The organism is Glutamicibacter uratoxydans, assembly GCF_006539925.1.
GTDB lineage: Bacteria > Actinomycetota > Actinomycetes > Actinomycetales > Micrococcaceae > Glutamicibacter > Glutamicibacter uratoxydans.
In genome coordinates, this window is sequence record NZ_BJNY01000001.1 from 19126 (window position 1) to 30539 (window position 11414).

Consider the following 11414-nt stretch of genomic DNA (forward strand, 5'->3'; position numbering starts at 1 on the left):
ACTTTGAATACATCTCTGCGTGTCGCGGAATTTCATGAGGCCTTCGGGCATCCGGTTCGTTTAAAACCTCAGGTCATCCCCACTTCTCAAGAGGCGTGGTTGGCTTTTCTGTTAATTGCGGAAGAGCTTCAGGAGCTGGCTGATGCGTTGTTTGATGGATCGGTCAATGTCGCGCCGCGTGTCGACTCTGACGGATTGAAGTACAACCCGGACCTGGTGGCTGTGGCTGACGCTGTTGGCGATCTTGATGTGGTCGTGAATGGTGCTGGCATCCGTCACGGTTTCCCGATGGACACGTTGGGCGCTGAGATTCATCGAAGCAACATGTCGAAGTTGGGCGCTGATGGTAAGCCGGTTTACTCGCGCGGCATGGAGCTTGATGGCAAGCCTGAGGGCAAGATCTTGAAGTCTGAGCTGTTCGTGGAGCCGGACATTGTGAAGGCGCTGGCACTTTGATCGAACACTTCCGAGTGTCGCACAGGGATGAGGGTGTGCGCCGTGAGGTGATCGTTCACATCTATGAGTCGGTCGAAGCTCTTCGCAAGGCTGCGTTGCGCCATACGGGCGAGGATCACAGTGAGGCTGACGGGCTCATGAACTCGTACGGGTATCGCTTCAGTGAGGACAAGGTTGAGGAAACTCCCGGCCCTCTGGGGCTTGTGATGCTTCATGTTGATCGTCTGACTGTTGAGGTCATTGCTCATGAGATGACTCATGCTGCGATGCACCAGTACTTCTCGGTGAATCCTTGTGACCCGCTGACGCCTGTGCTTGACCACATGGATGGTGGCAATGAGTCTGTTGCGTACTTCGTTGGCGCGTGGACGGCCAAGACGATCACTGAGTTACATAGGCGCGGTTATTCGGTGGCCACTAGTTGATTGGGATTTACATGATTTACCCGTGGTACGTCTACAAGGCGTGGCTGAACGTGAAGTGGTTCGAGGTTAGGCGCTGGTTGTGTGGCTTGGTCGACAAGTAATCGCAAAGAGTCTTTGCCGGCGAATTGGCCTGAGCTTCGCGCTGCTGTTCTTGGGCGAGCCGGTGGGCGTTGTGAAGCCCGTAAGCGTGATGGCCGTCGATGCTGGGACTCCGGCAATCAAGTAGACCACATCATTCCTCACGCTGAGGGCGGGGGAGACGAGCTCTCCAACCTGCAACTACTTTGCCAATGGCATCACAATCGCAAGTCTTCTGCCGAGGGTGGCCGTGGCTATCAGCGGAACATGGCGAAGCTTCGAGCTTCGATTAGGCGTGAGCCTGAAATGCACAAACTAATCCCTAAGTGCGAGGCTGTTCCGCGCGCTCATAAGGGTTTCTGACACCTGTTAGGAGGGTGGAACATGGGAGTTCGTGGCCCAATGCCGAAGCGTTCTGAAGAGCGTACTCGGCGTAACGCGACCGGCGAAGATGGTGTCGCCCTCAAGAAGGGTGTCGCCCTTGACTATGAGTGGCGTGCCCCTAATCCAAATTGGGACGATGCGGTTCGTAATTTGTATGAGTCGCTGAGCCAGTCGGGCATGGCGGCTTATTACCAGCAGACGGACGCTGATTATGCGTGGTTGATCTGCGATGAGTTCGATGGTTATCGGAAGAGTGATCGCAAGAGTGCGGTCATGTTCAGTGGCCTGATTAGCTCATTGGCTGGTCTTGGCATCACTGAGGGTGAGCGTCGACGGATTCATATCGAGCTTGACGCGCCTGTGGCTGAGGTCAAGTCTGCTGGCGTTGTGGCTATTGAGGATTATCGAAAGCAGCTAGGGGTCGCCTGATTGGGGTGGCTCCTTTTGCGTATCAGGGGAGGGGGTGATGATTTATTCCATCCCTAGACCTGACGAAGATTGAGCCGAGTGTTGAGAACGCTCGCAAGTATTTTCCCCCTAGTTACATTGGCCCATCGTGGGCGCGTAACGATGATGGCTCTTGGGTTCTTCCCGAGTACACGCTTGGCTGGCAGATTGCCGCTTGGTGTTCTGACTGGCTGAAGCATCCTACTGAGACTGACGAGAACGGCAATGAGCTGCCTTGGCGGTTTACGCCGGAACAGCTTCGACTCCTGTTGCACATCTACGCTGTCACGGAGACTGGTGAGTTCAAGTATCGAAAGATATTTCTCCAGCGCCTCAAGGGTTGGGGTAAGTGAATGACCCCTTAGCGGCGGTCATTACTTTGGTCGAGCTTATCGGCCCGTCGCAGTTTTCCCATTGGGACGACAACGGCTTGCCTGTTGGTAAGAATCATCCGATTGCTTATGTGCAGTTGGCTGCTGTTTCGTTGTCTCAGACTGAGAACACGCGCGACATGTACCCGGCGATTTTGCCGAAGAGTACGATCCAGCATTTCAAGTTGGACGTGCAGAAGGAAATTATTTACGCGCCTGGTGGTCGTAAGATTCGTGCCGTTGCTGCCAACCCTAAATCCAATGAGGGTGGCCGTGTGACCATGCTGGTTGCTAATGAGCCTCATCACTGGACGCCGACTAATGGTGGCCGAAAGTTCTATCAGACGGCTTCTCGTAACCTTGCCAAGACGCAAGGTCGGTTGCTGGTTATCACTAACGCTTTCGAGCCTGGTGAAGAGTCTGTTGCTGAAGTTATTCGTAACGACCAGGAGAAGTATTGGGCTGGGCAGACGCTAACGTCTGACTGGCTTTACGACTCTATTGAAGCTCCTGATAACGCCCCGTGCACGATTGATTGGGCTCCGTTCATTGTTGACCAGATCAAGGGCGATGCTCATTGGTTGGACACGAAGACGGTTGTGTCGGAGATGCAGGATTCGTCGATCCCTCTTTCTGAGCATCGGCGCTTCTGGTACAACGCGATTGTCACCGCCGAGGATTCCTTCTTCAGTGTTTCCGAGTGGGACGGCGCTAAGGCTGAGTCGACTCTTGGAACTGTTGAAGACCTGCGCAAGGGCGATGAGATTGTTCTCGGCTTCGACGGCGGTAAGACGGATGATGCTACCGCGCTGGTGGCTATTCGCATCAAGGATCGTCTGATGGTTCCGCTGCTGGTTGAGCAGAAGCCTGACGGGCCTCTCGGGGAGAACTGGGAAGTTGACCGCATCCTTGTTGACGAAGCTGTTAGGCGCGCGTTTGCGGACTACACGGTTCGGGCGTTCTTCGCGGACGTGAACTTGTGGGAGTCCTACATCATGGAATGGTCTGAAACCTACCGTGAGGTTCTGGCGGTTCGCGCCACTGATAAGTCTTCTGTCGGCTGGGATATGCGTGGTTCTCGTGAGGTTATCTCACGGGGCTGGGAGGCATTCTACGGGGCTATCAAGGATGGCTCCATCAAACATAACGGCGACAAGATTCTGAGGGTTCACGCGCTGAATGCGAAGCGTGGCCATAACGGTAAAGGTCTTATCGCTCGTAAAGAGAACCCTGAGTCGCCTCGAAAGATCGACGTGATGGTTGCTGGGTATGTCGCCTTCATGGCGCTCTCTCGCTATTTGGAGAAGGGCAAGCGCCCTCAGAAGCAATACAAGCGTCGAATGATGCAGGGCTGAGGATTCTATTTTGTTTGAAGGCAGTAACATCGTTGCGCCGAATATGACCAATACGGTTGAGAAGCGTATTGAGGAAATGACGTGGGCGATTCGCAATGATCGTGAAGCGTACAACAAGTTCAAGGATTACTTGGATGGCAATCACGCGTTGCCCCACGTTCCAGCGAGTGCTCGTGCTGAAGTTCGAGAGATTCGTGATCGTTCCACTCTGAATCTGATTCCGCTGCTTGTGGGTATTCCGTCGCAGATTAGTTTTGTCGACGGTCTTCGCCGTTCCAAGCAGTTGTTCCCCGAAGAGTGGACGTGCTGGAAACGCTCTCGTATGCAGTCGAAGCAGACAACGATCTTCCGTACCGCTCTGATTTACGGCGTCTCTTACGTGGCGTATGAAGAAGAGTCGAAGACGGATAAGAAGCGGTTCAATCTGCTGTCGACTCGTGACACTGTGGCGTTCTATGAAGACCCGGTGAATGATCGCTTTCCGGTGTATGCGTACACGATCAAGTCGCATCCTCGTGACGAGGACACTCCTGGTCGGGCCGTTTACTACGACGAAGACGTGACCATTCATTATGACTTGGACACTGAAGGAAACCTCACCAATGCTGTTGAGGTCTTTCATGGTCTGGGCGTGTGTCCGGTGGTCAGGTTCGTGTGCCAGCCTGATGATGCGGGCAATACGCGTGGCGTGATTGAGTCGATGATTCCGGTGCAGGATCGCGTGAATCAGACAAGCTTTGATTTGCTCATGACGCAGAGCTTCAGCTCTTGGAAGTTGCGTTGGGCGTCGGGCATGATGGGCGATCCAGTCTTTGACGAGAATGGCGACCCGAAGATTGATGCTGATGGCAATCAGGTCTATAAGCCAATTCCAATTTCGCAATCGACCTGGATCACTGTTGATGATCCAGCCGCCAAGGTGGGCACGCTGGACGAGACGCCACTGAATGGCTTCATTGAAGCGTTCGAGCTGGCCGTCAAGCACTTCGCTGTGGTGGGTCAGCTGCCACCTCATTCGCTGTTGGGTAACATGTCGAACCTTTCGGCAGAGACGCTGCAGGCGGCAATGTCTCAGACGCTGCGCTTCGGCCATGTGCTGAAGACTTCGTGGGGTGACGCGATGTGCGACCTGTTCGCTCTGGTGGCGAAAGATCAGGGCGTTGTTGCTGACGTTGAGGACTATGAGGCTGAGGTTCGCTGGCGTGACATGTCGGACAATACGCTTGCTGCCGTCGTGGATGCGTTGGGTAAGGCTGTGCAGATGCTTGGCGTTCCGGGTCGTGGCTTGTGGGGCAAGATTCCTGGCATGACTACGGGTGACGTTGAGATGCTGGAAGAGCTTGCTGATGAGCAGGGCTTGAACGCGATGGTCGATGATCCGTCGTTAGAGGCGGCAACGAATCGTGAAGCGTCTGGGCCGTTGGAGCTGAGAGGCTTGGATGGCGCGCAATGAGCTTGAGGCTACTGAAGAAGCTGTAAGAGCTGCGCAGGCAAGGTTGGGGCTCATTGGTGCTTACCTTGCCTTGATGCAGTTTACGTCCAGTGTGGGCGTGCTGAATCCTGCTGCTACTGGTGTGGCGTGGACGACGTTTGTTGTGAAGCTTGTTGCCGGGATGCGTATTCGCTCCCGCAAGCTTGCAAAGAGTTATTACCAGTTGGCTCGCGCTTTGGATACTGGCGCGACGTTGGGGGTTCCTGAGGGGCTTGAGCCTGGCGCTGAAGTTTCTTTGAACCGTCTTCGTCAACAGTTCCTTGATGAGCTGCTGGAAGTAAACAGTCTTGGTCGTGAGGTTGCAGACGACGCCGACGAGTTGGCGCGTTTCCTCCACGACGAGGCGTTGAAAGCTTCACCTGACGATGACATTGAGTCCAAGCGTGGACTGCCGTTGTCGCAGGTGGAGCTTGATAAATACATTCAGGCTTTCCTTGATCATGAGGGCGTGGATGGGCGTGTACGTGTTGAGCCTTTTGAGTGGCCAACCGACACGGATTTTAAGGTAATTGAATCCAGTCTGGGGGATTACCTGCGCCGAAACTTGGCAGACCTTGAGGGGTCATTGAAGGCCAAAGTTTCTGAAGAGCGCGAAGACCCTGAGCGACGCGAAGAAGAGTTGCGACAAGTGCATGAAGATGCTGGCAATAAGTTGGCCGGCATGGTACACAAGCAGGGTATCTCGGCTGGCACTGACGCTATTCGAAAAGTGTCTGGTGTTGATCAGCGTGTTCAAGCGTGGGCGAGGCAGACCGGCCCGAGGCCTTGTTCGTTCTGTGCGATGCTCGCGTCTCGCGGGTTCGTTTATAAGAACGCCAAGGTTGCAACGAAGGCCTATAAAGACCGTATCCGGTCTGATGGGACTGTTGGTTTCTCGGTGAGCGCCTACCACCCTAACTGTGCGTGCACTGCGATTCCTCGTTGGGAGTCTACGGGTAAGGCTGACCTGCCTGAGCTGAACGCGTTTCTGGAAGAAATGTGGCCGAAGGTTACTGAGGGTTATCACGGTGTTGACGCGTTGAACGCGTGGCGTCGGTGGTTGAACGCGCGGTACAAGATGCCGGATGGCCAGCAAAGTTTTGACGTGTGACGTCCCAGGAGGACAAAACAATGGCTGAAGAAGCAAACAAGGTAGAGGGCCAGGAGCCTGCACCGACTAATGATCCAACCCCGACCGAACCTGAGAAGGCGAAGGGTGATGACCTTTTCGAAGGCATCCCTGCTGATCATCCTGTTCGTAAGGTTGTGTCTGATCTGCGTGGCGAGAACGCGTCAAAGCGTCAGGCGATCCATGAGCGTGACGCTTCGCTGGCTGAGATGACTTCGAGGCTTGAAGCGGCTAAGACTCCTGAAGAGTTCAACAAGCTCGTCGAGGATCACGCGAAGGCTATCGCTGAGAAGGACCTGGAGATTACTCGTAAGGATGTTGCGCGAGAGTTTGGCCTCCCTGCGAAGGTAGAGTCCGCTCTTTCTGGCAAAGACCTTGAGTCTCTACGAACCGAGGCGCAGGAATGGCAGGAGCTTTTTGGAAAGCGTAAGCCTGCCCCTCTAGCTCCGTCTGGTGGCCGCACCCCGGCTGAGCCCGTTGGTGATGCGCAGGCGATGGCTGATGACATTCGGGCTCGACGCCGCTAACAAACACTTTTTCTTTAGACACCTTTCGGGGTGTCTTTTGTTTTTAACGAACGAAGGAGAGCCTTTTGGCTTACGTTCCACATGAGCCCCTAAAGGATCAGCTCATTGTTGACACTGGTCTGAACATTCTTGGTGAGAAGGTTGAAGTCCTCAACACCATGACCAAGTTCTCGCCTGAGCAGTATCTCGGCGCTCAGGGCGACACCATCAGTGTTCGCGTGAAGGGCACTCTGCCTGTACGCCATTACGGCATTCGTAATGATCGCAGTCAGCCGATTCAGACTGATGTGTACAAGGAAACTAAGGTCGACATGACCGTCCAGATTGAGGATGCCTACAGCTCGGTCGCACTGACTGAAGAGCAGAAGGCGTTCGATCTGAAGGGCGGCTTTGGTGATCTGACCGACGCTCAGACTGACACCATTGCTGAGGATACTCAGCGTCAGGCGCTTGAGCATCTGCTAGGTGCGACCTTTGAAGCGCAGGTCAACATTGACCCGTCGGATGCAAATATCAAGGCGGCAATGGATGTTGGTCGTGACTACATCTACAACCGTCTTGATACTGCGCGCATGGTACTGAATAAGCTTCGCGCCCCGGCTGACGAGCGTTATGTTCGCGCCGGTTCCGAGGTTGCTTCGATTCTGCGTCAGAATCAGCGGCTGACTCGCACCTATGGTGACGCTGGTGCTCAGGCGCTGTCGATGTACGACGTTGGCAATATTGCTGGTTTCCAGATCACTGAAGACCCATACATGCCTGCCGATGAAGCCATCGTCTACGTGAAGTCGGCGTACCAGTTCTGGAACTATGCGCCGGGCGTGCCTCAGGGTGCTGCTCATGGTGCTATCGGTAACAAGAACGGTATCGCTATGACCTGGATCGTGGACTACGATTCCAGCTACCAGGTTGACCGTTCGACTTGGAAGACTTGGCGTGCATGGGGTTACGCCCAGGACATGCTCAAGCAGATCAACACTGATAAGACTCAGACTCTTATTGGTACTGAGCAGTACTTCTTGCGTGGCTTGAAGATCAAGATTGGTGCTGAGGCTGACGGCTTCTTGCCGGGTGATGGCAAGGCTGGCGTGGGCGGTGCGCGCAAGGGCGCTTCTGCTACTTCCGAGCTTGGTCTCGTGTTCACCGGCAAGCCGTTCGCTGGTACTCTGCCTGCCGGCAATTCGCACGACTACTCTCGCGTGGCTGACGCTACCCCTCCTGTCACTCCGTAGTTTGGTGGCGCGTCATGATTAACGAACTGTTAGTTGAGGTGGCGCGCCTAGCCGCTCGTGTGCAAGAACCTATTGAGACGCCGGAGGATATTAGCGCTGCTGAAGAGCTGATTCTTTCGGCGTCCGATGAGGCCCGTTTTCATGGGTCGGATTCTTGGACTGCGGATACCGTGCCACCTATCGTGAAGAACGTCATCCTTGGTGCTTGCCAGAGGGCGTTCCAGAATCCTGGTTTCTTGGAGTCGGAGCGTGCTGACGCTGTGAACCTCAAGCGTAGCGACGAGGGGATGCTCACCGTTGACTTCACTCCTGAAGAGGTGAAGCGTATTGAGGCTGCTGCGGGTAAGCGTCGTGGCTTTGGGGCGATGCCTGTCGCTCGCGCTGACCGTTTCGTGCCTCGTTCTGCTGGGCATTGCGACAAAACTGTTTACGTTCCCATTATCGCTTATGCGCCGGGTGCTAAACCGTTTCCTTGGGAGTGACTTTGGTTCGCTCAAAACTTTTGGATCGCGGCGCACAGTGGATGGACATTTACCCTGAAGTGGTTGTGATCAACAAGCGTGGCGCGAAGGTGCGCCAGCCTGCTGATAAGCCCGTAAGGGTGCGCGTGACGACCGCCGTTGACCGCTCGCAGACCGCTGACGTTCAGGGTCAGTTGGACATGGACATTATGCGGGTGATCGCCCGTAACGCTCCTGTAGGGCCGTGGGCGCGCGTTGTGATGAACGGCATCGAGTACGACGTTACAGCGCCTCCACGGCATTCTCCGGGCGTCTCCAAGGCGTCTAGGCATACCGAGTTCACTATCCGTGATCGCTCATCGTTGGGGGCGAAGAAGACTGGCTAGGTGGATTCAATGGTACGGGCATGGACGCGAGGGTCAGCCGGATATCAAGTCTGGGTCTGGCTCGGTTGAAGACATTGTGTCGCACCATGCTGACGTTCATGCCGCCTTAAGTCGGCATCAGGCGATCATCGCTGCTAGGGCTCGGGCTGAGCTTTCCATGTACCGCAAGACTGGCTCCATGTCGATTGGGACTAAGGGGCCGCCTGCCACGAAGCTTGACCGCTACGTCTATCTGACGGACGCGAACGAGGGTAACTGGTGGAACTCTGCGGTTGGTTTCGAGTTTGGGCACATGGCAAAGATTCCTAAGACCGACAAAGAAGTGTGGGTTCCTGGCAAATGGATCATTCATAAGGCTGCTGGGTTGCCACATGGCTAATGAAGGGTTTCCTTGGCTGATCCTATAACGATCTCAAACTTTGGTGACCCGGTTGATTTGCTCCTGCACATTCTTGAGCCGTTGAAGGCTAAGGGCGTGCACGTGTATCCGGGGTTCGAGGATGACATGGAGCTGCCTGCGGTTGTTCCGCTTATCTCGCGTCGTAGCGGTGAGGCGGCGTTTCTTGGTCACGACATTGGTGAGATGCGTGTTGCTTTGTTGGAGCTGAACACGATCACTGAGGGGCCGGATGCTGACTCTGATTGTCACGACCTTCAGGAGGCTTGTCGAAAGCTGATTGTTGAGGCGTGGCTGAACCAGACTGAGGTTCCCGGCGTTGGTGTCATCAATCGCATCACGAACACAATCATCGGTTCTGCTGTCTCTGACTGGCAGACGTCCACTGGTGTTGTCCAGTACGCGAACCTGCCTGCTGGCGCTCAACGTTTTGAAGCGGTTTATCGTCTGCTGATTCGCCCACCGCGTTCTTCTAAACCGGTCAACCGGTTCATCTAATTCTTTTCTGGCTCACACGCCATGTGTGGGCCTTTCCTATTTAAGGGAGTTTCCTTTGGCTCGTAATGACGAAGCAACTCTGAAGCTTGGTACTGGCCGGTTCTATACTGCGCCGGTCGGCACTGCGCTTCCAGCTAACCTCCTGGCTCCTGAGCCTGCATGGACTGAGATGGGCCACTCGTCCATTGACGACATTCTTTCTGCCGCTTCTGAGGGTGGCGAGCGCCAGGTCCTTTCGACCCTTCAGGTGAAGAACCATCGTGTCTTCACTACCGCCCGCACCGATTCGTTTGGTATCAAGCTTCACCAGTTCGATACTGACACTCTGAAGCTTTACTACGGCTCCAATGCGATTGTGACCGCTAAGGGTGTTGTTCAGGTTCCGAACGACCCGAAGCCTACTGAGGTCGCGTGGCTGTTCATCTTTGAGGATGGCGATGCTGTGGGTGGCGTGTACGCGGAGAAGGCGTCGATCTTCCGCTCGGATGACATTGCCATTTCTGATACTGAATCGCTGGCTGTTCTGCCTCTGAGCGTGACCCCGCTTCAGCTTGATAACAACAAGCATTCGCTGTCGTGGATTCCACCGAAGGTTCCTACTACTACTCCGTAAGGCTGGCTGAATGTCGAACGTACCTACTTTCGTATCTGGTGAACCTGGTTTCACCGTGAAGCTCAATGATCTTGGTGACGTGGTTCGCCAGCTTGTTGAGGACAAGAAGGCCTTGGAAATGCTAGTCGAAGTTCTTCGAACTGAGCTTGCTCAACTCAAGTCTGAAGCGCCTGCCGAGAAGGCTAAGGCTCCTGCGCGTTCTGCGCGAAAGACTGCCGCCACTTCCTAGTGTGCGTGCGCCCCGCCATCAATCTTTACCGGGCATTGGTGGCGGGGCTTTTCTTTACCCATTGCCCGGTTCCAAAGGTTTTAGGAGTGCCCGGTAATGGCTAAGTTCACTGTTGCTCAGATCGCTGAGTCCGCTAACAAGAAGTTTGAAACCGTCGAAGTCGACGTGCCTGTTGACGGCGAGGTCGAAACCATTGTTCTTCAGAACGCGCTGATCGTTCCGCGTGCGAAGCGTAAGGCTTTCGGTGAGGCGTTGGAGCTTGAGAAGCGTGTCGAAGAAATCGCCAAGATGGACGACGACGAGCGTCCTGACTCTGATCTGATTTCGGTGCTTGTGGCCGCGATCAAGGAGGCGTTGTCTTCGGTGACTGTTGGTGGTGCTGAGCGATTCAAGCTGCTTGATGATGCGTTCACCAGTTTTGATCCTGAGGATTCTGAGGCTGTTGGCTTGTGGCGTGATCTGTTCGCTACTTACCAGGAGCAGATTGACGTGGAAAAAGCTTAGCCCTCGCGGAGCTTCTGGATGAGTACGGCTCAGAGATTATTGCTGACCTCTTAGAGCTGTACTCGTTCGATTTGTTGGCTTGGATTCGCGGTGATGCGTTCGGCTCTGTCGGGTATGTGTTGTCGCTGATTAGCAAGCTCCCCGAGGGTTCACGTTTCACTGTGCGCGTCCATTTCGACCGTCGCGAAAAAGGCGTCAAGGGCGACCCTGACCCTGAGACTGAGGCGTTCATGGATGCCCAGTACTGGGATGGCGACCGCCTGCTGTTCGCACAGTTTATCAATGCCATACGCGAGCTCACGATGGTCACTGGTGCCGGCAAGTGGAAGAAGGGCAAAGAGCCCAAGTATTCGATTGTTGGCCCCCGTGAATGGCGTGAAGACTCCGAAAAGCCTGAGTCCAAAGCAAGCGTTTCTGAACGTTTGCACGCATTCTTTTTTGGTGGGTGAGT

General features: G+C 54.8%; 17 protein-coding genes. All 17 read left to right on the forward strand.

What is annotated here, in order from left to right; all coding sequences use genetic code 11:
• Positions 1-3: 3 nt before the first annotated feature.
• The 17 genes from AUR04nite_RS00195 to AUR04nite_RS18050 all read left to right on the forward strand — a co-directional run bounded on the left by AUR04nite_RS00195 (position 4) and on the right by AUR04nite_RS18050 (position 11412).
• Positions 4-456 carry a nucleoside triphosphate pyrophosphohydrolase family protein gene (locus AUR04nite_RS00195; RefSeq protein ID WP_170184017.1) on the forward strand — a complete coding sequence of 151 codons (453 nt, stop codon included), beginning with the start codon at positions 4-6 and terminating at the stop codon, positions 454-456.
• Positions 453-881, forward strand: coding sequence for a hypothetical protein (locus AUR04nite_RS00200; RefSeq protein WP_141360745.1), 429 nt, complete (start codon positions 453-455; stop codon positions 879-881). Before AUR04nite_RS00195 ends, AUR04nite_RS00200 begins: the two co-directional genes overlap by 4 nt.
• Positions 882-962: 81 nt before the next feature.
• A complete protein-coding gene (locus AUR04nite_RS18490; protein WP_141360747.1) occupies positions 963-1322 on the forward strand; it encodes an HNH endonuclease in 360 nt (119 codons plus the stop codon).
• 21 nt (positions 1323-1343) lie between these two features.
• A complete protein-coding gene (locus tag AUR04nite_RS00210; RefSeq protein WP_141360749.1) occupies positions 1344-1772 on the forward strand; it encodes a phage terminase small subunit in 429 nt (142 codons plus the stop codon).
• 367 nt (positions 1773-2139) lie between these two features.
• Complete coding sequence (locus tag AUR04nite_RS00215) at positions 2140-3516, forward strand: terminase (protein WP_141360750.1); 1377 nt, start codon at positions 2140-2142, stop codon at positions 3514-3516.
• A 10-nt stretch (positions 3517-3526) separates the two neighbouring features.
• Positions 3527-4969: a phage portal protein gene (locus AUR04nite_RS00220; protein ID WP_141360752.1), complete on the forward strand. Its 1443-nt coding sequence runs from the start codon at positions 3527-3529 to the stop codon at positions 4967-4969.
• Positions 4956-6098, forward strand: coding sequence for a VG15 protein (locus AUR04nite_RS00225; RefSeq protein ID WP_141360754.1), 1143 nt, complete (start codon positions 4956-4958; stop codon positions 6096-6098). The genes AUR04nite_RS00220 and AUR04nite_RS00225 overlap by 14 nt, the downstream gene beginning before the upstream one ends.
• A gap of 20 nt (positions 6099-6118) precedes the next feature.
• On the forward strand, positions 6119-6643 hold the full coding sequence (locus AUR04nite_RS00230) for a hypothetical protein (protein WP_141360756.1): 525 nt from the start codon (positions 6119-6121) through the stop codon (positions 6641-6643).
• Between the two features lie 65 nt (positions 6644-6708).
• Positions 6709-7875: a phage major capsid protein gene (locus AUR04nite_RS00235; protein ID WP_141360757.1), complete on the forward strand. Its 1167-nt coding sequence runs from the start codon at positions 6709-6711 to the stop codon at positions 7873-7875.
• 14 nt (positions 7876-7889) lie between these two features.
• Positions 7890-8357 (forward strand): hypothetical protein, encoded by a 468-nt coding sequence (locus AUR04nite_RS00240; RefSeq protein WP_141360759.1) that lies wholly within the window; start codon positions 7890-7892, stop codon positions 8355-8357.
• 125 nt (positions 8358-8482) lie between these two features.
• The gene (locus AUR04nite_RS00245) at positions 8483-8722 is read left to right on the forward strand and encodes a hypothetical protein (protein WP_141360761.1); all 240 of its coding nucleotides are present in this window, start codon (positions 8483-8485) and stop codon (positions 8720-8722) included.
• 76 nt (positions 8723-8798) lie between these two features.
• Positions 8799-9101: a DUF5403 family protein gene (locus AUR04nite_RS00250; protein ID WP_170184019.1), complete on the forward strand. Its 303-nt coding sequence runs from the start codon at positions 8799-8801 to the stop codon at positions 9099-9101.
• Between the two features lie 12 nt (positions 9102-9113).
• The gene (locus AUR04nite_RS00255) at positions 9114-9617 is read left to right on the forward strand and encodes a hypothetical protein (RefSeq protein WP_141360765.1); all 504 of its coding nucleotides are present in this window, start codon (positions 9114-9116) and stop codon (positions 9615-9617) included.
• 55 nt (positions 9618-9672) lie between these two features.
• Complete coding sequence (locus AUR04nite_RS00260; protein WP_141360767.1) at positions 9673-10230, forward strand: phage tail tube protein; 558 nt, start codon at positions 9673-9675, stop codon at positions 10228-10230.
• A gap of 10 nt (positions 10231-10240) precedes the next feature.
• Positions 10241-10459, forward strand: coding sequence for a hypothetical protein (locus AUR04nite_RS00265; protein WP_141360769.1), 219 nt, complete (start codon positions 10241-10243; stop codon positions 10457-10459).
• Positions 10460-10555: 96 nt separating this feature from the next.
• Positions 10556-10963 carry a phage tail assembly protein gene (locus AUR04nite_RS00270; RefSeq protein WP_141360771.1) on the forward strand — a complete coding sequence of 136 codons (408 nt, stop codon included), beginning with the start codon at positions 10556-10558 and terminating at the stop codon, positions 10961-10963.
• Positions 10964-11037: 74 nt separating this feature from the next.
• Positions 11038-11412, forward strand: a complete 375-nt coding sequence (locus AUR04nite_RS18050) for a hypothetical protein (protein WP_218024605.1) — start codon at positions 11038-11040, stop codon at positions 11410-11412.
• Positions 11413-11414: the final 2 nt, after the last annotated feature.

What these genes read in the sequence shown, in the direction of transcription:
- AUR04nite_RS00210 (WP_141360749.1), top strand. Translation starts at nt 1,344, where the DNA reads ATGGGAGTTCGTGGCCCAATGCCGAAGCGTTCTGAAGAGCGTACTCGG.
- AUR04nite_RS00225 (WP_141360754.1), top strand. Translation starts at nt 4,956, where the DNA reads ATGGCGCGCAATGAGCTTGAGGCTACTGAAGAAGCTGTAAGAGCTGCG.
- AUR04nite_RS00230 (WP_141360756.1), top strand. Translation starts at nt 6,119, where the DNA reads ATGGCTGAAGAAGCAAACAAGGTAGAGGGCCAGGAGCCTGCACCGACT.
- AUR04nite_RS00240 (WP_141360759.1), top strand. Translation starts at nt 7,890, where the DNA reads ATGATTAACGAACTGTTAGTTGAGGTGGCGCGCCTAGCCGCTCGTGTG.
- AUR04nite_RS00265 (WP_141360769.1), top strand. Translation starts at nt 10,241, where the DNA reads ATGTCGAACGTACCTACTTTCGTATCTGGTGAACCTGGTTTCACCGTG.
- AUR04nite_RS00270 (WP_141360771.1), top strand. Translation starts at nt 10,556, where the DNA reads ATGGCTAAGTTCACTGTTGCTCAGATCGCTGAGTCCGCTAACAAGAAG.